The sequence below is a fragment of the Streptacidiphilus rugosus AM-16 genome, assembly GCF_000744655.1.
Lineage (GTDB): Bacteria > Actinomycetota > Actinomycetes > Streptomycetales > Streptomycetaceae > Streptacidiphilus > Streptacidiphilus rugosus.
Genome location: NZ_JQMJ01000004.1, coordinates 1,233,396 through 1,252,632, shown reverse-complemented (window position 1 = coordinate 1,252,632; position 19,237 = coordinate 1,233,396). Strand labels below are relative to the sequence as shown.

Below are 19,237 nucleotides of genomic sequence, written 5' to 3'. Positions count from 1 at the left end.
ATCGCGCCGGAAGTGACCTTCCGACTTTGAACTAGTGCATAATGTTCTTTGTGCTAGGAGAATATCGGATCATGGGCCGACGGGCCAACGAGATCGCCGCCGAGATCGAAGCGCTGGTCACCTCGGGGCAGCTCGCGCCGGGTGCCGGACTGCCCCCGCTGCGCGACCTGGCGCTCGACCTCGGCGTCAATCCGAACACCGTCGCCGCCGCCTACCGGGTGCTGCGCGAGCGCGGCGTCATCGAGACCGCGGGCCGCCGCGGCAGCCGCGTCCTGCCGCGACCGGCGCTGACACCCAGGGACTACTCCCCGCTCGACATTCCGCCGGGCGTCCGCGACCTCGCCGACGGCAATCCCGACGCACGCCTGCTGCCCGATCCAGCGCCCGCCCTGGCCGCGGCGGGGCGCGGGCCGGACCCGCAGGCCGGACGCTACGGCGGCCCCGATCTCGACCCGCGGTTGCTCGCACTGGCCCGCCGCTCCTTCGCGGCCGACGGGCTGCCCGTCGACGCGATCGGCATCGCGTCGGGGTCCCTGGACGCCCAGGAGCGGATCTTCCAGGCCTGGCTGCGTCCCGGCGACGCCGTCGCGGTCGAGGATCCCGGCTGGGGCAGCCTCTTCGACCTGCTGCCGGCCCTCGGGCTGCGGCTGCAGCCGATGCCCGTCGACGACGAGGGCCCCACCGTCGCGGGGCTGCGGCACGCGCTCGACGCGGGAGTCCGCGCCGTGGTGCTGACGGCGCGCGCGCAGAACCCCACCGGCGCGTCCCTCGGCGAGGGCCGCGCCGCGGCGCTCCGCGCGCTGCTCGCCGAACACCCCGACGTCCTGCTCGTCGAGGACGACCACGGCCACGGCATCGTCGACGGGCCGTACCACTCGCTGTGTGGGGATGGAGGGAGCAGGACGGGCGGGGGAGAAGAGGAAGCCCCGGGCGGCCGGACCGCTCCGGAGGACGGCGAGGGGGCGCGCGGCGGGGACACGGCGGGCGGGGGCGGAGAGCGCGGCGAGCGCGGGGGTGGGGGTTCGACGGTGCGGCACTGGGCGGTGATCCGGTCGGTGGCCAAGTCGCTCGGCCCCGACCTGCGCATCGCCGTCATCGCCGGGGACCGCGACACGATCGACCGGGTGCGAGGGCGGCAGCGTCTCGGCGCGGGCTGGGTCAGCCATCTGCTGCAGCGCACCGCCGCAGGGCTCTGGGCGGCCTACGACCCGGCCCCGAGCGCCGCGTCGTACCGGAAGCGGCGCGAGGCGCTGGTCGACGCGCTCGCCGTGCGCGGCGTCCTCGCGCACGGGCGCAGCGGGCTCTGCGTCTGGGTGCCGGTGCCGGACGAGACCGCCGCCTTCGCCGGGCTGATGCAACGCGGCTGGGCGGTCTCCCCGGGGGCGCGCTTCCGTCTGGAGACGCCGCCCGGCCTGCGGCTGACCGTCTCCACGCTGGACCTGGACGAGATCCCGCGCCTGGCCGACGACGTCGCCGCGGTGCTGCGCCGCCGTGGGGATTCGGTCCGGGGCGTCTGACTCCCGAGGGCGTGGCCGACGGAGCGAAGGCCGGACAGGCTCTCGGCCCCGCCGCTGCGGCTACGCGGGCGGCGCGGTGCGGCGGACGCGCGGCGTGAAGGCCGGGCACGTGCCCGGCCCTCACGGCGTCGTTGCTACGCCGGCGGCAGCAGCCCGCGCAGGCGGGCCTGCTGCAGCCAGGCCGGGTACTCGCCCATCATCAGCTCGAACAGCTGCTCGTCCCTGAGGTTGGCCGGGTCCTGGACCGCGAAGAAGTCGGCATTGTCGACATAGCGACCCGGCAGGTCGTCCAGCTCCTCCAGGAACCGGAAGGTGCCGTCGCCCCACCCGCTGCTCGCCATCGCGCGCGAGAGCCCGCCGAACAGCCCACGACCGCCCTGCTGCTGCGGCGGAGTCGCCTGCTTCGGCGCGTCGACCGAGCGGGAGGAACGTCCGATGCCCATGAACTGCCAGAACAGCGGCTCGTAGCTGGAGGAGGTGACCTGCTCCTTCGTCAGCTGCTCACTGGTGGTGTGGCCGTCCGTCACGAACATGACGTAGACCGGCTGCGGAGCCTGCAGCGGCGCACTGCGCTGCCGTGCGTGGCCGAAGTACTGCTTCCTGATCAGCTTCATCGCCCCGGCGTAGTCGGTGCCGCCCTCCAGCGGGTACTGACTCAGGAGCTGGCCGACCCAGCCGGAGTACGAGCGGGCGCCGACCGAGCCGGCGGAGTGGCCCTTGTTGCCGAAGAGGAAGACGTCCACCTCGCCGTTGTCGTCGAAGCGCAGGCCCAGTGCGAGCACCCGCTCGACCAGCGCCTGCACCTTGCCGCTCCGGTAGAGGCCGTGCATCGAGCCGGAGATGTCGAGGCAGAGCACGACCCGCGCGGTGTGCTCGCCCAGGCCGCGCTTCTCCAGGCTGACGGCGGCCTTCTTGGTGAGGTCGAGCAGGCCGTGGTCGCCGCGGTCGGAGAGGTCCTTCTCCATGGAGATGAGTCGCTGCTTCTTCAGGCTGACGCCGCCGGGCGCCGCGGGGGCGGCGGCCGGTGTCGGAACGTCGATCCTGGTGGGTTCGGTCGACCAGGCCGCCGGCGGAGGCTCTCCCTGCGGTCCCGGGTCGGCCGGCCCGTATCCGGTCGGGACGGGAGCGCCGCCGAAGACGGCGGGCGCGCCGGCCGGCGGCGCGGTCGGGGTCGAGCCGTAGCCGTAGGCGCCCTGCTGGCCGTAGTCCGGCTGCCCGCCGTAGCCCTGCTGCGGATAGCCCTGCTGCGGATATCCCGGCTGCTGCGGGTAACCCGGCTGCTGCGGGTAACCCTGCTGGGGGTACCCCTGCTGCTGCGGATACCCCTGCTGCGGAGCGTTCTGCGGCGCGTTCGGCTGCTGCGGGTAACCCTGCTGCTGGTAGCCCTGGCCGGGCAGCGGCGCCTGGCCGCCGGCGCCGAAGACGTCGGGGGCGGGCGGCGGAGGCTCGATCGGCGGGAGGCCGCCGAGGCCGGGCTGGACGTTGCCGCCGCCGCCGAAGATCGGGGGCGCGGCGGGTGCGTTGCCGGGCGCGCCGTAGCCGGGGTCGGCGGCGGCCGGGGTGTAGGCGGGCGGTCCGGACGGCTGCGGCGCGGGCGCGCCGGGCGGCGGCCCGAATCCCGCCGCGGGCGGCATCGGCTGAGCGACCGGCGGGGGAGCGGGCTGGTAGCTCGGCTGGGCGGCGGGCGGCGCGGCCGCCTCGGGCTCCGCCTCCACCGCGATGCCGTAGTCCGTCGCGAGCCCGGCCAGGCCCGAGTCGTAGCCCTGGCCGACGGCCCGGAACTTCCAGTCCGTGCCGCGCCGGTAGAACTCGCCGAAGACGAAGGCCGTCTCGGTCGTCGCCGAGGCGATGTCGAAGCTCAGCACTTCGGCGCCGTTCGGCCCGAGCACCCGCAGGACCAGGCCGGGCACCTGGCCGAAGGTGCCGCCGTCGGCCGACGCGCCGACCACGATGCGGTCCACCGCGGGCTCGACCGAGCCGAGGACGACGCGCACGGCGTCGGTCGCCGTGGGCCCCGAGGCGCGCTTGCCCTCGTGCCGCACGGCGTTCGAGGCGTGTACCGGCTGGTTGTAGAAGACGAAGTCCGCATCCGAACGGACCTTCCCCGATGGGGCCAGCAACAGTGCCGACACGTCGACATCTGGTACGCCTGCCCCGGTCGCCCAGGAGATCTCCGCACGCAGGTCCGCCGTGGGAACGGGGGCGTTCGCGCCCTTGCTCATCGCCGTCATGCGCCCATCCTGCCGTTTCCGCGACCGGTGGCAAGCCGTTCGCTACCCTTGAGTGCCGACCGACCGTTCGGTAGTCTAGGGAAAGCACCGAATCCGGAGGGGTGGCCGCCATGACCGGCACAGACGCCGACACGTCGCACAGCGCGTCCGACGGCGCGTCGCAGACCGCGCTCGCCGCGCATTTCGACGCGACGATCGCGCACGACCAGCGCATCGAGCCGCGCGACTGGATGCCCGACGGCTACCGCGCGACGCTCGTCCGGCAGATCGCGCAGCACGCCCACTCCGAGATCATCGGCATGCAGCCCGAGGGGGAGTGGATCACCAGGGCGCCGTCGCTGCGCCGCAAGGCGATCCTGTTCGCCAAGGTCCAGGACGAGGCGGGCCACGGCCTCTACCTCTACTCCGCCGCCGAGACCCTCGGCACCGGCAGGGACGAGCTGACCGCGCGACTGCTCTCCGGTCGGCAGAAGTACTCCTCGATCTTCAACTACCCCACGCTGAGCTTTGCCGACGTCGGCGTGATCGGCTGGTTCGTGGACGGCGCGGCCATCTGCAACCAGGTCCCGCTCTGCCGTTCCAGCTACGGCCCCTACGCGCGCGCCATGGTCCGGATCTGCAAGGAGGAGTCCTTCCACCAGCGGCAGGGCTACGAGCTGCTGTTGACGATGATGCGCGGCAGCGAGGGCCAGCGGGCCCAGGTGCAGGACGCGGTCGACCGCTGGTGGTGGCCCTCGCTGATGATGTTCGGCCCGCCGGACACCGACTCGCCCAACAGCGCGCAGTCCATGGCGTGGCGGATCAAGCGCCACAGCAACGACGAACTGCGCCAGCGCTTCGTCGACATGACGGTGCCCCAGGCCGAGCGCCTCGGCGTCACGCTGCCCGATCCCGAGCTGCGCTGGAACGAGGAGCGCGCGGCGCACGACTTCGGCACCCCCGACTTCGACGAGCTGATGCGCGTCATCAAGGGCGACGGTCCCTGCAACGAGGAGCGCATGACGCGTCGTCGCGAGGCCCACGAGGACGGCGCCTGGGTCCGCGAGGCCGCCGCCGAGTACGCGGCGAAGCACCAGGCGCAGGCAGGCAAGGAAACGGAAGGAACGGCCGCATGAGCAGCGAGTCGAGGCGCAGTGCAGGTGGGGGCGGGCGGAGTGAGGAACGAACGGAGCCCGCGGCCCGCCGGAACGGAGCCGAGACGGAGCGCGACAGGAGGGGCATGAGCAGCGAATCTCCCCGTGGGAGCTGGCCCCTGTACGAGGTGTTCGTGCGCGGCAAGCGGGGTCTGAACCACGTGCACGTCGGCTCGCTGCACGCCGCCGACGACCGGATGGCGCTGACCAACGCCCGCGACCTCTACACCCGCAGGAACGAGGGCGTCAGCATCTGGGTGGTCCGCTCGGAGCTGATCACCGCGTCCACGCCGGACGAGAAGGACCCCTTCTTCGAGCCCAGCGGCGACAAGGTCTACCGGCACCCCACCTTCTACGCCATCCCCGACGACGTTCCGCACATCTAGGAGCCCGGCAGCATGAGTGAAGACGACCACGTCTACCTGGCTCTGGCGGAGGAGCACGGGGACGACACCCGCTGGGCCTTCGGCACCGGCTTCGAGGACCCCCTCCACGGTGTCGACACCGCCCTGCCGCCCGGCCTCGACGCGGCCGAGCTGGCCGCGCTCTGCCTCGCGCTCGCGGACGACGCGCTCGTCTCCGCCCAGCGGCTGGCCGAGTGGTGCACCCGCGCGCCGGAGCTGGAGGAGGAGGTCGCCCTCGCCAACATCGGCCTCGACCTGCTGGGCCAGGCCAGGCTCCTCTACGCCCGCGCCGGCCAGGCCGAGGGCGAGGGACGGGACGAGGACGCCCTCGCCTACTTCCGCGACCCGGCCGACTTCCGCAACGTCACCCTGGCGGAACTGCCGAACGGCGACTTCGCCCACTGCGTGGTCAAGCAGCTGCTGCTGTCCAGCTGGCGGCTGGCCGAGCTGCAGCAGCTGACCGGGCACGCCGACCCGGTCCTGTCAGCCGTCGCCCGCAAGGGCGTCAGCGAGCTGACCTACCACCGCGACCACGCCGCGCAGTGGGCCGTCAGGCTCGGCGACGGCACCGAGGAGTCCGCACGCCGGATGCGCGCCGCGCTGGCCGAGCTGTGGCCCCACCGGGCCGAGCTCTACGCCGCCGCGCCGGGGACCCGCGACGAGGTCGAGTCGGTGCTGGCCCGGGTGCTCGACGCGGCCGGGCTCGACGCCCCGGCCGACGCCCCCGCGCAGGCGGCCGGCGAGGGCCGTGAGGGCCGGCACACCGAGCACCTGACGGCGCTCCTGGCCGAGCTGCAGAGCGTGGCCCGGGCCGATCCGGAGGCGACGTGGTGAACGACCTCGCCGAGCGCGCCTCCACGGCGGTCGCCGTGGCGGCCGCAGCCGCCGTACGGGACCCCGAGCTGCCCATGCTCACCCTCGCCGACCTCGGCGTGCTGCGCGAGGTGCGCCTCGACGCCGACGGGGGCGTCACCGCCGTGCTCACCCCCACCTACTCCGGCTGTCCCGCCCTCGCCGAGATGCGCGCCGACGTCGACAGCGCGCTGCGCGCCGTCGGCTTCGACGAGGTGCGGGTGGAGACGCAGCTCAGCCCGCCGTGGAGCACCGACGACATCACGGACGCCGGCCGGCGCAAGCTCGCCGAGGCGGGCATCGCCCCGCCGGGCGCGGCGCCTCGCCGCGCCGAGGGTCCGGTCCCGCTGACACTCGGCCCGCTGCGTACGGGCCGGTCGGGGGCGGCCGTCGTCCACTGCCCGCGCTGCGGCTCCCCGGACACCGAGGAGACCAGCCGTTTCGGCGCCACCGCCTGCAAGGCGCTGCGCCGCTGTCGCGCCTGCCGCGAGCCCTTCGAGCAGGTCAAGGAGATCTAGTGCGCACCAGCTTCCACTCGCTGCGGGTCGCGGCCGTCGAGCCGCTCTGCGAGGACGCGGCGGCGGTCACCTTCGAGGTCCCCGCCGAGCTCGCCGAGCGCTACGCGTTCCGCGCCGGCCAGTCGCTGACGCTGCGTCGGGTGGTGGACGGCCGCGACGAGCGCCGCTCCTACTCGCTGTGCGCGCCCGAGGGCGGGCCGCTGCGGATCGGCGTCCGGGAGGTGCCCGGCGGGCTCTTCTCGGCCTGGCTGGTGCGCGACCTGCGCCCCGGCGACCTGGTCGAGACGCTGCCGCCGCTGGGCGGCTTCGTCCCCGACCTCTCCGCGCCCGCCCACCACGCCCTGATCGGCGCGGGGTCCGGCATCACGCCGCTGCTCTCCATCGCCGCCTCCGCGCTGGCCGATCCGAAGGCCCGCGTCACGCTGCTGTACGGGAACCGCCGCAGCGACTCGGTGATGTTCGCCGACGAGCTGGCGGACCTGAAGGACCGTTACCCGGACCGGTTCCACCTGGTCCACGTGCTCTCCCGGGAGCCGCGCGAGAGCGAGCTGCTCAGCTGCCGGCTGGACGCCGAGCACCTGGACGCGGTGCTGCGCGCGCTGGTGGACGTCCCCGGCGTGGACCACTGGTGGCTCTGCGGCCCGCTCGGCATGACCGAGGACGCGCGCACGGTGCTGGCCGGTCTCGAGGTGCCGGGGGAGAAGGTGCACCGCGAGCTCTTCTACGCCGAGGACGAGGAGCCGCCGACGCCGCTCAGCCACGTGGACGCGGACCCCGAGGGTCCGGTCGTCGACGTCGAACTCACCCTCGACGGGCGGGTCACCACCCTGCGGATGCCGACCGCCGGGCAGACGATCCTCGACGCCGCCCAGCGGGCCCGCCCCGACCTGCCCTTCGCCTGCAAGGGCGGGGTCTGCGGCACCTGCCGCGCGCTGGTCTGCGAGGGCGAGGTGCGGATGCGCCGCAACTTCGCCCTGGAGGACAGCGAGTTGGCCGCCGGGTACACGCTCACCTGCCAGGCCGAGCCGGTCACCGAGCGGGTCGTCGTCGACTTCGACTCCTAGCCCGGACGCGAAAGGTCCCCCAGCCTCCGGCTGGGGGACCTTCGTACGTCGGCGCTCGCGCGGCCCGGACGTCGGACGCGCCCGCGAGCGGTTGTTCGCGGCTCACCCGCGATGCCGGTGATCCGCCACATCGGGCCGGCTGGTCGCCATGTCCGGCCGAGGACGTGGGCCCGGCCCGGGCGCCCCGGTCCGGGCTGTCAGCCGCTCTTCCTGCGGAAGGAGCGCTGGCCGCCGGACTTGCCGTGGGTTCCGTGGATCTTGGACGGGTCCGAGCCGCCCGCCTTCGCGGCGTCGGCCTGGGGTCCGCGGCGGCGCGCCAGCGCCTCGCGGAACTTGCGCTTCATGTCGTCCTCGGGGCCGCTGTGTTCGGCGCCTTCGGTGTTCGCGGCGTCGTCCGCCATTGGTGCCTCCATCGGGGAAGAAGTGCACCGACAGTCTTGCACGGAGCCGCCCTCCGCCGCGATCAGCGCCCGGCCGCGCCCGGTGTCTCCGGCTCGCCGACCGTCCCCACGACCGCCGCGTCGAGACGCTCCGTCAGGCGCCCGAGCAGCCGGTGCAGCTCCCGCAGCTCGTCCGGGTCGAAGCCGGTGCGCCGGGCGATGGTCCGCGGCACCTCGGCGGCCTGCTCGCGCATCGCCTCACCGGCGGCGGTGGTCCGCACCAGCACGGAGCGCTCGTCGACCGCGCTGCGCTCCCGCACCAGCAGCCCGGCCGCCTCCAGTCGCTTCAGCAGGGGGGAGAGCGTGCCGGAGTCGAGCCGCAGCAGTTCGCCCAGCCGTTTGACGGTCAGCTCGCCGTGCTGCCAGAGCGCGATCATCACCAGGTACTGGGGATAGGTGAGGCCGAGGTCCTTGAGCGCGTCGCGGTAGACCGCGCCGAAGGCGCGGGTCGCGTTGTTGAGCGCGAAGCAGACCTGGTGCTCCAGGCGGAGCAGGTCCTCGGCGTCGGGCGTGATGGTCATGCCGACAAGTCTACTACTCAGTTGCGCGCAACTGAATTGTGTGATGTTATGTGATGCGCAACGACCTACTGATCCGAACCCGAGACGAGGGATTCGCCATGAACGCCCTGTACACCGCTGTCGCCACCGCCAACGGCCGCGAGGGGCGCGCCGTCAGCTCCGACGGCCTGCTCGACGTCGTCCTGGCCCCGCCGGCCGCACTGGGCGGCAGTGGCGCCGGCACCAACCCCGAGCAGCTCTTCGCCGCCGGGTACGCGGCGTGCTTCGCCAGCGCCCTCGGCGTCGTCGGCCGCGCGGCCAAGACCGACACCAGCGAGGTCTCCGTCACCGCCGAGGTCTCCATCGGCGCCAACGGCGAGGGCGGCTACGGGCTCGCGGTCATCCTCCGCGTCGAGCTGCCCGACGCCCTCCAGACCGAGCACGGCCGCGAGCTCGTCGAGCGCGCGCACCAGGTCTGCCCCTACTCCAACGCCACCCGGGGCAACATCCCGGTCGAGATCGTCGTCGAGTAGCAGCGGCCACGTCGGCGCTGCGCGCGGCCGCGGGGCGACCGCTTGCGGAACGCGTCGCACCGCAGGGCTGATCGGCGCGGACGGCGCATGTAGGGTGGGGCCCGCAGTATGCGGGCCCCACCCTTGGCGGCTTCACGGAACCCTCGCGGAACCTGAGCGCCCGGCGATCGGGCGCCCGTCCGGTCTCCGAGGGAAACGGCCTGATGGAACTCGCGTACATCCCCAGTCCTTCACAGGGCGTCTGGCACCTCGGACCGGTGCCGATCCGCGCGTACGCGCTCTGCATCCTGGCCGGTATCGCGGCCGCGATCTGGCTGACCCGCCGCCGGTGGATCAAGCTCGGCGGCAACCCCGAGGACGTCTTCGACGTCGCCCTGTGGGCGGTGCCCTTCGGCATCGTCGGCGGTCGGCTCTACCACGTGATCACCGACCCCGAGCTCTACTTCAAGGCCGGCGAGCAGCCGATTCGGGCCCTGTACATCTGGGACGGCGGCCTCGGCATCTGGGGCGCGGTCGCGCTCGGCGCGGTCGGCGCGTGGATCGGCTGCCGCCGCAAGGGCATCCCGCTGTCCGGCTTCGCCGACGCGCTCGCCCCCGGGCTCATCCTGGCCCAGGCGATCGGCCGCTGGGGCAACTGGTTCAACCAGGAGCTCTACGGCAACCCGACCACGCTGCCCTGGGGCCTGAAGATCGACAAGATCACCCCGGACGGCGCGGTCCACGGGGTCTTCCAGCCGACCTTCCTGTACGAGTCGCTGTGGGACCTGGCCGTCGTCGGCGTCCTGCTCTACGCCGACCGTCGCTGGAGCATGCACAACGGCCGCCTCTTCGCGCTCTACGTCGCCTGCTACACGGCCGGCCGCGGCTGGATCGAGGCGCTGCGCAGCGACCACGCGAACCGCTTCCTCGGTCTGCGGGTCAACGACTGGACCTCGCTGCTGCTCTTCCTGGTCGCCGTCGGCTACCTGATCGCCACCCGGAACAAGCCCGCACCGGAGAACCCGATCGGGGCTTCCCGCATCGTCCGGCCCGAGGTCGAGGCGTCGGACGTCGAGGAGGGCGCCGAGACCGCCGCGGACGCCACGGCGGACGCCGACGCCGACGCCGACATGGCGGAGCCGGCCGAGGAGGCGGAGGCGGTCGAGGGCGAGAACGCTGCGGCCGAGGCCGCCGCCGACGGTCAGGCCGGCTCGACCGGCGCTGCGGGCTCCGCGGAGAGCGGCCCCAAGCAGCACGCCTGACCCCGCCCGTGCTCCTCGTCCCTTTTGTCTATCCGGTCAGACCTTTCTGACCGGATAGACAAAAATGGGCGCCCCCACCCCACCCGGCTCCGTCGGGGCTGCGGAACGGGTGGCTGAGCCGGTCACGTCGGCCGCGGGCGGCCACCGGGTCGCGGCCGACCGAGGCGTACTCGTGGGTGGCTCCGGTGAAATCGATCCGACCGGGCCGGCGAAGACGGACGCCCCCGGCCCGCCGGGCTCCGCCGGGACCTCGGGGCCTCGGCTGGGTAGCATGCCGACAGGGCCCGTGGCACGGGCCGATGGCCGACGAGGGGGCTCGGACGTGGGTGCGACGTGGGTGTGACCGCGGTGCTGTCGGTGGTGTTCGCCGTCTGCGCGGCGGTGAGCAACGCGCTGGGAACCGTGTTGCAGCGACGGGCCGCCCTGATCGTCCCGCAGTCGGTCGGCTTCCGGCTGGGCCTGATGTGGGACCTGCTGCGCACCCCGGTCTGGCTCTTCGGCATTCTCGGCGTCGTCTTCGCCGCCGTCTTCCAGGCCCTGGCCCTGGTGACCGGCCCGCTGGCGGTGGTGCAGCCGATCTTCGTCCTGGAGCTTCCCGCCGCGCTGATGATCTCGGGCCTGGTCTTCCGGCGCCGGATGCCCGCCCTGGCCTGGATCTGGGTGGCCTGCCTGGTCGTCGGGCTCGGCACCGCGCTGGCGGCGGCCGCGCCCGGCGGCGGGTCGCTGCAGCCCGCGGTCGGCCTCTGGCTGCTCGCGCTGACCAGTTGCGGCGGCGCGATGGTGCTGCTCTGCGCTTCGGCGCTGCGGCGCCCGGTCGGCCGCGCCAGGGCCGTCTGCCTCGGCCTCGCCGCCGCGATCGGTTACGCGCTGACGGCCGCGCTGATGAAGTCGGCCACCGACACGCTGGACCACGAGGGCGTGGCGGCCTTCTTCGGCGCCTGGCAGACCTACGGCTTCGCCGCCGTCGGCGTCTGCGCGCTCTTCGTGCTGGAGAACGCGATGCAGGCCGGGCCGCTGGTGGCCTCGCAGCCGGCGCTGACCCTCGGCGACGCGCTGATCAGCCTCTCGCTCGGGGTGACGCTCTACAACGAGACCGTGCGGGCGGGATGGTGGCTGGTCCCCGAGATCGCCGGCGTCGCCCTGGTCGCGCTCGGCGCGATCGGACTCTCCCGGCTGCAGATGGCCCCGCAGGAGGGCGGCGGCGAGGACGTGTCGCCCCCGGCCGCCCCTGAGCCGGCTCCGACCGCCTCCCGGTCGGAGTGACGCCGAGCGTTCCCGTCCGCGTCACATCAGCCCGGGTCGGCCGGCGCAGCCGGATGCACGGTGGAGGGGCGTCCTCGTACGGGACCGCCCGTGGACGACCCGACAACGCAGGGAGGGGCACCTCCCGGCCGGAGGCCGGCGGAGGCCGATTCAGGCGGGCCGGGCCCGGCGGGGGCTTGAAGACAGGCGCTAGGGTGTCGCCGACGCGTCGACCGGACGTGTACGTCGGACGCGACCGCCGGGCGGCAGGGCCCGGCAGGAACGGAGCAGCATGCACGACCGCGCAGCTCAGGCCTCCTCCTTCGGTGCGGCGGCCGCCGTCTACGAGCGTGGCCGGCCCGGCTACCCCGGCGCGGCGCTGGACTGGCTCCTCGCGGGCGGCTCGCGCGAGCCGCAGCGGGTCCTCGATCTAGGCGCCGGCACCGGCAAGCTGACGCGGCTGCTGCTCGCGCGCGGCCTGGAGGTCACCGCGGTCGAGCCCGCCGACGGTATGCGCGAGGAACTGGCCGCGGCCGTGCCGGGGGCGCGGGTGCTCGCGGGGTCCGCCGAAGCGATCCCGGTCGGCGACGGCGCCGCGGACGCGCTGCTCGCCGCACAGGCCTGGCACTGGGTCGACCCGGTCACGGCGGTTCCGGAGGCCGCGAGGGTGCTGCGCCCCGGCGGCACGCTCGGCCTGATCTGGAACGTGCGCGACGAGCGGGAGGACTGGGTCGCGGCGCTCGGCCGACTGCTCGCGCCCAGCGGAGCGGAGGCGACCAGCGGCGTCGGCGTCGGCGGGATCGAGGAGCACCCCGAACTGTTCGGACCGGTGGAGCGGTTCAGCGTGCCGTGGACGAACGTGATGACCGGCGACCAGGTCGTCGACCTGGTCGCCTCGCGCAGCTACGTGATCCTGCTGCCCGACGCGGAGCGCGAAGCGCTCTTCGCCGAGGTCCGGAAGCTCCTGGCGACGCACCCCGCGCTGGCCGGAAGGGAGCGGATCGAGATGCCCTACGTCACGGACTGCTTCCGTGCGGTCAGGCTCCCCTGATCCTCGCCGTGTCGGCCCGGGACCGGGCCGGGCGCCTCACGCGCGGCTGAGGACCCTGGCCCCGTGCAGGCGGCGGTCGACCGCGACCGCCGCCGCGCGCCCGGCCCGGTTCGCGCCGATCGTGCTGGCGGAGGGGCCGTAGCCGACCAGGTGGATCCGGGGGTCCGACGCGACCTGCGTCCCGTCCATGCGGATGCCGCCCCCCGTCCCGCGCAGACCGAGCGGCGCCAGGTGCCCGATCGCGGCGCGGAAGCCGGTGGCCTAGACGATCGCGTCGACCTGCTCCTCGTGCCCGTCGGGCCAGACCACGCCGTGCTCGGTGATCCGTTCGAACATGGGCAGCCGGGTCAGCGCGCCGAGCTCACGGGCGCGGAGCAGGGCGGGGGACGGCGGCAGGCCGGTCACCGAGACGACGCTCATCGGCGGCAGCCCTGCCCGCACCCGCTGCTCCACCAGGGCGACGGCGGCGCGCCCGAGCTCGGGCGCGAAGGACTCCTCGCGGAAGACGGGCGGCCGCCGGGTCACCCAGAGCGTTTCGGCCACGGCGGCGGTGTCCGCGAGGATCTGGATCGCCGACGCCCCGCCCCCGACGACGAGCACCCGGCCGCCGCGGAACTCCTCCGGCCCGCGATAGGCGGAACTGTGCAGCATGCGGCCACGGAACAGCTCCGCACCGGGGTAACGGGGGACGAACGGGCGGGTCCAGGTGCCGGTCGCGTTGACCAGCGTCCGGGTCGACCAGGTGCCTCGGTCGGTCTCGACCAGCAGCCGGCTCCCGGGATCGGCGGGGTCCACGCTGCGGACGGAGCCGACCCGGACCGGGCGGAGCACCGGAAGGTCGTTGTCTTGCTCGTAGGCGGCGAAGTAGCCCGGCAGGACGTCCCTGGCCTGCTGCCCGGCCGCGAACGGCGGCAGCGGCGCGTCGGGCAGTGCGTGGAAGCCGTGGACCATCGCCATGGTGAGCGTCGGCGGCCGGTGCTGCCACGCCCCGCCCGGTGCGGCGTCGGCGTCGAGCACGACGAAGTCCTCGAGCGGGCGCAGGCCGCGCCGTCGCAGGTGGTAGGCGGTCGACAGGCCTGCCTGGCCCGCGCCGACGACCACCGCGTCGACCTCGCCGGGCCCGAACGAAGAAGTTGCATCGCCAACAATCACGGTGATGAAACATCCCGGGGCGGCCGGTGCTTCCCGAACCGCTGACCTTGGTCCCGGGAACGAGTGGCCTTCGCCGTGATCGGACCGGCCGCGGGTCGCGCATGCTGCTTGTATGCGAACACCTGATCCCGGCATGCCGCGTGTCCTGCGTCGTCGCCGTACCCTCGGTCCGGCCCTGCTGGCCGCGGCCGCGCTTCCCCTGGCCGCGTGCGGCGCGGCCGAGCGCTCGGAGGCGGAGGTCGTCGACCCGCCGGCCACGACCGCGCCCGCCATTCCGACGCCGATCCCGCCGCCGACCCCGGGCACGCCGCAGACGCCCGGCTCGACGCCTCCGCAGGACCGCGACGCGGCCGAGCGCGGCAAGGACATCGGCCGCGAGGCCGAGCGGCGCGGGCGGGAGACCGGCGAGCAGTGGCGGCAGTACGGCGAGAGCCGGCGGCGCTGAGCAGCCGCCTCTGGCGTGGCGCGTCCGCCCGTCGCGCCCGCCGGTGAGAGCGTGGCTCTCGCGACATTCGGGACATCACCAGGGAGGAAGCGCATGAGCCAGAGCGCCGAGAAGGCACCCGACGTCATCGTGGTCGGGGTCGACGGCTCGACCCACGCGCGCGAGGCGCTGCGCGCGGCGATCCGGCAGGCCGAACTGACCGACGGCGTCGTGCACGCGGTGATGGCCTGGGAGTGGCCGAGCATCTTCTCCGTGCCCGAGCCCACGCCGGGCACGGAGGGTCTCACCTTCGAGCAGCAGGCCGTGCGCAGGCTCGCCGAGGCCGTCGAGGAGGTCACCGGCCCCGGCCCGCAGCCGCGGGTCCGCCAGCGGGTCCTCCAGGGCTCCGCGACCCAGGTCCTGCTGGACGCGGCGGAGGACGCGGCGCTCCTGGTCGTCGGCAGCCGCGGCTACGGCGGCTTCAAGGGCATCATGCTCGGCTCGGTGAGCCAGCATCTCGCGCAGTACGCGCACTGCTCGGTGCTGATCGTGCGGGAGCCCGAGGCTCAGGCCTGACCGGTCTCGAACCGCCGGATCCGCCCGTCCACGACCTCGAAGCGCCAGACGGTGCTCATCTCGCCCCAGGTGTCGTTGCGGAACTGGGCGAGCAGCTTGCGCCCGCCGTCGGACTCCTTCTGGACGTCCATCCGGCCGCCGGATCCGAAGATCTCGCGGTCGATCCAGTCGTGCAGGTCCCGGTCGGAGCCGTCGTCGGACATCGTCGCGTCGGCGGCGAGGAGCCCGACGAAGGCGTCCCGGTCGTGGGCGTTGATCGCGGCGACGGCGTGGCGGACGACGGGGTCGCTGAGTTTGTCGGTGGCGATGGTCATGCCCCCCAGCGAACACCCGCGCCCGGACGCTCGCGCGCCCGCTTCCGCCGTTCGAGGCCCGAGCCTGCGCGCGGAGGGCAGTTGCACCACCCCGAGGGGCGCGAGGAACTGCGCGAGCAACCACCCTGTGCGGACGGCCCTGCGCGTTGAGGACCATCCGCACGCGGGAGGGGGTACCTCCCGGCCGAAGGCTGGGGGATTGTCGCGCAGTTCCCCGCGCCCCTGGACAGTGCAACGTGCCCTTTGCTCAAGTGCGCGTCGTCCGGAACTCAGCCCCGCTGGGATCCCGTCATGTCGTAGCGCCGCAGCACGTCCGCGACGATGTCGTTGAGGGCGTCCTGGTGCGCGCCGCGCCAGTACGCCCGGCCGCAGCCGGTGCACAGCGAGAAGGTGTCGTAGGAGCGCTCCGTCCCGGCGCGCAGCTGGTCGCGCACCTCGTCGAGCGAGGCGGGACGCAGTTCGCCGTTGCAGTTGACGCAGCGGGTCCACGGCGCGAGCGGCGGCGCGAAGCGTCCGAGCACGTCGTCGAGCTGCTCCTCGGGGCGGTGGCTGTAGACGTACGCTCCGGCCCACAGCTCGCGCCGGTGCAGCAGTCCGCGGTCGCGCGAGAGCATCACCCGCTCCTCGCGCGCGGACTGCGCCGCCAACGCGGCGTCGCCGATGTCGGTGCTCTCGTAGGCGGCGTCGACGCCGAGCAGCCGCAGGCGCCTGGCCAGCGTGCCGAGGTGCACGTCGAGCAGGAAGCGGGCCGGACCCGGCAGCGCCTGGGGCCGGACCACGGCCTCCACCCCGATGCTGTCCCCGGCGGCGGGCACGTACGAGGGGGCGAGCTCGCCCGCGTCGTCGCCGACCAGGCGGCCGACCTCGGTGAGCGGGACGCCCAGCGACTCCACGAGGTGGCCGAGCGTCGACGACCCGTCGGTGCGCACCCGCGCACCCTCGGCGGCGCGCCGGGCGGCCGACACGAACACGTGCAGCTCGGGGGCGAATCTGACGATGATCTCTGGTCCGTCCACCCGGCCAGCATCGCATCGGCGTGGCGCGCGGGGCCAGTGCGTTTCCCCGGCCGTTGTCGGACCCCGGGGCTAGCCTGACCGCATGCGCGCATCAGGGACGTTCTCCGTCGTCAGTTTTGTTCCCGCCACCGTGTCCACGGCCTCGGCCGAGACGGCGCCCGTCCCGGTCGAGACGGCTCTGCCGGTCGGCGTCTCCACGATGGAAAAGCAGTACCAGGGCGAGGTGGCCGGGCGGTCCACCACCGTGTTCACGGCCGCCTACGACATGGCCGCCGGCGTCGGCACCTACCTCGCGATGGAGTCCTTCGAGGGCACGCTGGGCGGCCACAAGGGCGCGTTCAACTTCGTGCACTCGGCCACCACCACCGGCGGGAGCCGTGAGGCGCAGTTCTTCGCCCTGGTCCCGGCCAGCGGTACGGGCGAGCTGGCCGGGATCACCGGCACCGGCGGGATGGCGATCGACGCCGACGGTACGCACCGGATCTGGTTCGACTACGAGCTCGCCTCCGGAGCCTGACGGTCAGTCGCCCTCGCCGCCCTCGCCCTCGCCGCGCTCGCCCGCGCCGTCGTCCGGCAGCTCGGCCTCCTCCAGGCCGAACGCGGCGGCGAAGTCGAAGTCGGCCACAGCGGCGTCCGCCGCGTTGCCCTGCCCGGCGCCGTCGTTCTTCTCGCTCATCTCGAACCAGACGAACTTGCCCTCGCCGCGCGGGCGGACGCCCCAGCGGTCCGCCAGCAGGTCCAGCAGGACCAGTCCGCGGCCGGAGGAGGCCATCTCGCCGGGCGAGCGCCGGTGCGGGAGTTCGTCACTGCCGTCGGAGACCTCGATGCGCAGTCGGCGTTCACCGGCCTGGCCGGAGAGCTCGACCAGCAGCGCGGCCTCCTGGTCGGTGTGCAGCAGCACGTTGGCCAGCAGTTCGGAGACCAGGAGCACGGCGGCGTCCGCGCCCTCGGGGCCGTCCCAGTCCTGGAGGATGGCCCGCAGTTCGCGGCGGGCGGTGGCGATCCGTTCCGGCTGTCCCTGGCCGATCGTCAGGACCAGGCGCCGGCCGACCGGTGTGGGCGCGCCCGCGCGCTGGTCGCGGCGGAGCAGCAGCAGGGCGATGTCGTCCTCGCGTCGCTCGGCCAGGTGCCCGGGGCCGCGGTGCGAGGCGGGGCCGTGCACGGCCCGGATCAGCGCGTCGGCGATGCTCTCCAGATCGTCCGCCGGGCCGGGCTGCATGACGTCGCGGACCCGGACCCAGCCGCTGAACATGTCGTGCCCGCCGGTCTCGATCAGCCCGTCCGTGCAGACCAGCATGACCTCGCCGACCTGCAACTCGACCTCGGTGACCGGGTAGTCCTCGCCGTCCGGCATGAGGCCGAGCGGCAGGCCGCCGTCGACGTGCCGGATCACCGTGGTGCCGTCCCGCATCCGCAGCACCGGGTGCGGGTGCCCGGCGCGGGCGATCGCGAGCCGACCGCGGGCGGGGTCCGCCTCGATGTAGACGCAGGTGGCGAACCGGTCCTCGTCCACGCTCGCCAGGAAGCGCGAGGCGCGCGCCAGCACGGCGTCGGGCCGGTGCCCCTCGACGGCGTAGGCGTGCACGGCGGTGCGCAGCCGCGACATGACGCCGGCCGCGTGCACGTCGTGCCCCTGCACGTCGCCTACCACCAGGGCGAACCGCCCACCGGGCAGGTCGATCACGTCGTACCAGTCGCCGCCGACCAGCAGTCCGCCGCCGGTCGGCACGTAGCGCGCGGCGACGGTCAGCCCGTCCATCTCCCGGGCGGAGTCGCCCATGCTGCGGCGCAGGCCGCGGGAGAGGGCGCGTTCGGCCTCGTTGGTGTGCGCGCGTTCCAGCGCCTGGGACAGCATCCGGGCGACGGTCGCCAGCACGGCCCGCTCGTCGGGGGTGAACTCGACCTGCGTCCCGAAGGCGGCCAGCCAGGCGCCGGTGGTCCGACCGGCGGTCACCAGCGGCAGGAACGCCCAGGACCGGCGGTCGAAGCCCTGGGCCAGCGGCCAGGTCGCAGGAAAGCGGCGCTGGTACTCCTCGGGGGAGGACAGGTAGATGGGCCGGCCGGTGCGCACCACCTGCGCGGCGGGGTAGTCGGTGTCCAGCGGCATCTGGAAGGGGGTGCTCTGCTCCGTGGTGTGGCCGTGCTGGCCGACGACGGTGAGCAGGGTGCCGCGCACCCCGAAGACGGCCTGGCCGTCGGGGGAGAAGCCGGGCATGGCGAGCGTCGCCGCGACGCGCAGCACCTCGCTCGTGGTGCCCGCCTCGGCGAGCGCACGCCCTGCGTCGAGAAGGAAGGCCTCGCGGGAGCGGCGCAGATCCGCCGGAGTCAGCGGCCGACCTGCCGGGTCGGGCCCCGGCATGCTGTTGAGCCTGCGGATCTGCTCGCGCTCGGCGTCGGGGTCCGCGGCCGCCGTGGACCGCCTGCTCGCGGCGGCCGCCGTCACGGCCCGGGCGATCGCCGGGGCCGGCGGGTGGACGTCGAGGGGAAGGGGCGCGGCGAGCACGCCGGAGACGGGCGTGCCGTCCTTGCGGGTGTCGCGGCAGGGGTCGGGGACGACGAACGAGCGGGCGAACTCCGCCGAGTCCATGGTGCAGGCGGTGCAGTGCCCGTCCAGCGCGGTGCCCTGGAGCGGATAGGGGCTGCCGGCCGGGCCCGGCGATATCTGCACGTGCAGCAACCGCAGCAGGCGGCCGTCGGCCGTCAGTACGCGGACCCTGACGTCGTCGGGGCGGCCCTCGGCGGAGACCAGCTGCGCGATCTCGCTGAGCCGGACGTAGTCCTCGCCGTGCAGCCGGGCGCGCACCTCCGCCGCCGCCAGCGGGCGGCCCTCGCCGGGCAGGCCCAGCAGCAGGCAGGTCCTGGCATCGGCTTCCAGGAGTGCCGCAGCGCGGTTCCAGCGCCACACGCCGATGCCGGCGGCGTCGAGAACGGAGGCCGCGCCGAGCGCGCCCGGATCCCCTGCCGGTTCGCTGACCATTCAGGCAGGCCCCTTCGGCGTCGGACTCATGCGCCCGATCCTACGACCGAGT

General features: G+C 74.2%; 19 protein-coding genes and 1 pseudogene. 13 read left to right on the top strand and 7 right to left on the bottom strand.

Annotated elements, in window-relative coordinates:
- The first annotated feature begins 71 nt into the window (after window positions 1-71).
- The gene (locus BS83_RS14800) at window positions 72-1,517 is read left to right on the top strand and encodes an aminotransferase class I/II-fold pyridoxal phosphate-dependent enzyme (protein WP_408641001.1); all 1,446 of its coding nucleotides are present in this window, start codon (window positions 72-74) and stop codon (window positions 1,515-1,517) included.
- A 134-nt stretch (window positions 1,518-1,651) separates the two neighbouring features.
- Here BS83_RS14800 and BS83_RS48580 read toward each other — a convergent pair whose 3' ends face one another.
- Window positions 1,652-3,748, bottom strand: coding sequence for a VWA domain-containing protein (locus tag BS83_RS48580; RefSeq protein ID WP_051943067.1), 2,097 nt, complete (start codon window positions 3,746-3,748; stop codon window positions 1,652-1,654).
- A gap of 110 nt (window positions 3,749-3,858) precedes the next feature.
- On the opposite strand from BS83_RS48580, the gene paaA reads away from it, so the two are divergent.
- The 5 genes from paaA (at window position 3,859) to paaE (ending at window position 7,719) form a co-directional block, all read left to right on the top strand.
- Window positions 3,859-4,863 (top strand): 1,2-phenylacetyl-CoA epoxidase subunit PaaA, encoded by a 1,005-nt coding sequence (gene paaA, locus BS83_RS14785; RefSeq protein ID WP_037609014.1) that lies wholly within the window; start codon window positions 3,859-3,861, stop codon window positions 4,861-4,863.
- Window positions 4,864-4,967: 104 nt separating this feature from the next.
- Window positions 4,968-5,267: a 1,2-phenylacetyl-CoA epoxidase subunit PaaB gene (gene paaB, locus BS83_RS14780; RefSeq protein ID WP_037604304.1), complete on the top strand. Its 300-nt coding sequence runs from the start codon at window positions 4,968-4,970 to the stop codon at window positions 5,265-5,267.
- Between the two features lie 12 nt (window positions 5,268-5,279).
- The gene (gene paaC / locus BS83_RS14775) at window positions 5,280-6,119 is read left to right on the top strand and encodes a 1,2-phenylacetyl-CoA epoxidase subunit PaaC (RefSeq protein WP_037604303.1); all 840 of its coding nucleotides are present in this window, start codon (window positions 5,280-5,282) and stop codon (window positions 6,117-6,119) included.
- A complete protein-coding gene (paaD, locus tag BS83_RS14770) occupies window positions 6,113-6,655 on the top strand; it encodes a 1,2-phenylacetyl-CoA epoxidase subunit PaaD (RefSeq protein ID WP_037604302.1) in 543 nt (180 codons plus the stop codon). Before paaC ends, paaD begins: the two co-directional genes overlap by 7 nt.
- On the top strand, window positions 6,655-7,719 hold the full coding sequence (gene paaE, locus BS83_RS14765; protein WP_408641000.1) for a 1,2-phenylacetyl-CoA epoxidase subunit PaaE: 1,065 nt from the start codon (window positions 6,655-6,657) through the stop codon (window positions 7,717-7,719). The genes paaD and paaE overlap by 1 nt, the downstream gene beginning before the upstream one ends.
- Before the next feature lie 197 nt (window positions 7,720-7,916).
- Here paaE and BS83_RS14760 read toward each other — a convergent pair whose 3' ends face one another.
- Both BS83_RS14760 and BS83_RS14755 read right to left on the bottom strand, forming a co-directional pair.
- Window positions 7,917-8,120 (bottom strand): DUF5302 domain-containing protein, encoded by a 204-nt coding sequence (locus BS83_RS14760; RefSeq protein ID WP_037604301.1) that lies wholly within the window; start codon window positions 8,118-8,120, stop codon window positions 7,917-7,919.
- A gap of 62 nt (window positions 8,121-8,182) precedes the next feature.
- A complete protein-coding gene (locus BS83_RS14755; RefSeq protein ID WP_037604300.1) occupies window positions 8,183-8,680 on the bottom strand; it encodes a MarR family winged helix-turn-helix transcriptional regulator in 498 nt (165 codons plus the stop codon).
- Window positions 8,681-8,778: 98 nt separating this feature from the next.
- On the opposite strand from BS83_RS14755, the gene BS83_RS14750 reads away from it, so the two are divergent.
- The 4 genes from BS83_RS14750 to BS83_RS14735 all read left to right on the top strand — a co-directional run bounded on the left by BS83_RS14750 (window position 8,779) and on the right by BS83_RS14735 (window position 12,726).
- Complete coding sequence (locus BS83_RS14750; protein WP_037604299.1) at window positions 8,779-9,192, top strand: organic hydroperoxide resistance protein; 414 nt, start codon at window positions 8,779-8,781, stop codon at window positions 9,190-9,192.
- Window positions 9,193-9,395: 203 nt separating this feature from the next.
- The gene (gene lgt, locus BS83_RS14745; RefSeq protein ID WP_051943066.1) at window positions 9,396-10,433 is read left to right on the top strand and encodes a prolipoprotein diacylglyceryl transferase; all 1,038 of its coding nucleotides are present in this window, start codon (window positions 9,396-9,398) and stop codon (window positions 10,431-10,433) included.
- 339 nt (window positions 10,434-10,772) lie between these two features.
- A complete protein-coding gene (locus BS83_RS14740; protein WP_063774168.1) occupies window positions 10,773-11,696 on the top strand; it encodes a DMT family transporter in 924 nt (307 codons plus the stop codon).
- Window positions 11,697-11,967: 271 nt separating this feature from the next.
- A complete protein-coding gene (locus tag BS83_RS14735) occupies window positions 11,968-12,726 on the top strand; it encodes a class I SAM-dependent methyltransferase (RefSeq protein ID WP_037604298.1) in 759 nt (252 codons plus the stop codon).
- A gap of 36 nt (window positions 12,727-12,762) precedes the next feature.
- Here BS83_RS14735 and BS83_RS14730 read toward each other — a convergent pair.
- A pseudogene (locus tag BS83_RS14730) lies at window positions 12,763-14,013 on the bottom strand (FAD-dependent oxidoreductase).
- On the opposite strand from BS83_RS14730, the gene BS83_RS14725 reads away from it, so the two are divergent.
- Window positions 13,991-14,323: a hypothetical protein gene (locus BS83_RS14725; protein ID WP_198035490.1), complete on the top strand. Its 333-nt coding sequence runs from the start codon at window positions 13,991-13,993 to the stop codon at window positions 14,321-14,323. The pseudogene BS83_RS14730 and the gene BS83_RS14725 overlap by 23 nt on opposite strands.
- A 93-nt stretch (window positions 14,324-14,416) precedes the next feature.
- On the top strand, window positions 14,417-14,878 hold the full coding sequence (locus tag BS83_RS14720) for a universal stress protein (RefSeq protein WP_037604296.1): 462 nt from the start codon (window positions 14,417-14,419) through the stop codon (window positions 14,876-14,878).
- Here the strand turns inward: BS83_RS14720 and BS83_RS14715 are convergent.
- Window positions 14,869-15,192 carry a nuclear transport factor 2-like protein gene (locus BS83_RS14715; RefSeq protein ID WP_037604295.1) on the bottom strand — a complete coding sequence of 108 codons (324 nt, stop codon included), beginning with the start codon at window positions 15,190-15,192 and terminating at the stop codon, window positions 14,869-14,871. The two genes, BS83_RS14720 and BS83_RS14715, sit on opposite strands and share 10 nt — an antisense overlap.
- Window positions 15,193-15,461: 269 nt before the next feature.
- Window positions 15,462-16,208 carry a Mut7-C RNAse domain-containing protein gene (locus tag BS83_RS14710; protein WP_037604294.1) on the bottom strand — a complete coding sequence of 249 codons (747 nt, stop codon included), beginning with the start codon at window positions 16,206-16,208 and terminating at the stop codon, window positions 15,462-15,464.
- Between the two features lie 82 nt (window positions 16,209-16,290).
- Between BS83_RS14710 and BS83_RS14705 the strand changes: the two genes are divergently transcribed.
- Complete coding sequence (locus tag BS83_RS14705; protein WP_037604293.1) at window positions 16,291-16,725, top strand: DUF3224 domain-containing protein; 435 nt, start codon at window positions 16,291-16,293, stop codon at window positions 16,723-16,725.
- Between the two features lie 3 nt (window positions 16,726-16,728).
- On the opposite strand, the gene BS83_RS14700 is transcribed toward BS83_RS14705, so the two are convergent.
- A complete protein-coding gene (locus BS83_RS14700) occupies window positions 16,729-19,185 on the bottom strand; it encodes an ATP-binding SpoIIE family protein phosphatase (protein ID WP_063774167.1) in 2,457 nt (818 codons plus the stop codon).
- Between the last annotated feature and the right edge of the window lie 52 nt (window positions 19,186-19,237).

Bases quoted from the DNA above. Each gene is read 5' to 3' on its own strand.
- BS83_RS14800 (WP_408641001.1), top strand. From the start codon at position 72: ATGGGCCGACGGGCCAACGAGATCGCCGCCGAGATCGAAGCGCTGGTC.
- BS83_RS48580 (WP_051943067.1), bottom strand. From the start codon at position 3,748: ATGACGGCGATGAGCAAGGGCGCGAACGCCCCCGTTCCCACGGCGGAC.
- paaA (WP_037609014.1), top strand. From the start codon at position 3,859: ATGACCGGCACAGACGCCGACACGTCGCACAGCGCGTCCGACGGCGCG.
- paaB (WP_037604304.1), top strand. From the start codon at position 4,968: ATGAGCAGCGAATCTCCCCGTGGGAGCTGGCCCCTGTACGAGGTGTTC.
- paaC (WP_037604303.1), top strand. From the start codon at position 5,280: ATGAGTGAAGACGACCACGTCTACCTGGCTCTGGCGGAGGAGCACGGG.
- BS83_RS14760 (WP_037604301.1), bottom strand. From the start codon at position 8,120: ATGGCGGACGACGCCGCGAACACCGAAGGCGCCGAACACAGCGGCCCC.
- BS83_RS14755 (WP_037604300.1), bottom strand. From the start codon at position 8,680: ATGACCATCACGCCCGACGCCGAGGACCTGCTCCGCCTGGAGCACCAG.
- BS83_RS14750 (WP_037604299.1), top strand. From the start codon at position 8,779: ATGAACGCCCTGTACACCGCTGTCGCCACCGCCAACGGCCGCGAGGGG.
- lgt (WP_051943066.1), top strand. From the start codon at position 9,396: ATGGAACTCGCGTACATCCCCAGTCCTTCACAGGGCGTCTGGCACCTC.
- BS83_RS14735 (WP_037604298.1), top strand. From the start codon at position 11,968: ATGCACGACCGCGCAGCTCAGGCCTCCTCCTTCGGTGCGGCGGCCGCC.
- BS83_RS14725 (WP_198035490.1), top strand. From the start codon at position 13,991: ATGCGAACACCTGATCCCGGCATGCCGCGTGTCCTGCGTCGTCGCCGT.
- BS83_RS14720 (WP_037604296.1), top strand. From the start codon at position 14,417: ATGAGCCAGAGCGCCGAGAAGGCACCCGACGTCATCGTGGTCGGGGTC.
- BS83_RS14715 (WP_037604295.1), bottom strand. From the start codon at position 15,192: ATGACCATCGCCACCGACAAACTCAGCGACCCCGTCGTCCGCCACGCC.
- BS83_RS14705 (WP_037604293.1), top strand. From the start codon at position 16,291: ATGCGCGCATCAGGGACGTTCTCCGTCGTCAGTTTTGTTCCCGCCACC.
- BS83_RS14700 (WP_063774167.1), bottom strand. From the start codon at position 19,185: ATGGTCAGCGAACCGGCAGGGGATCCGGGCGCGCTCGGCGCGGCCTCC.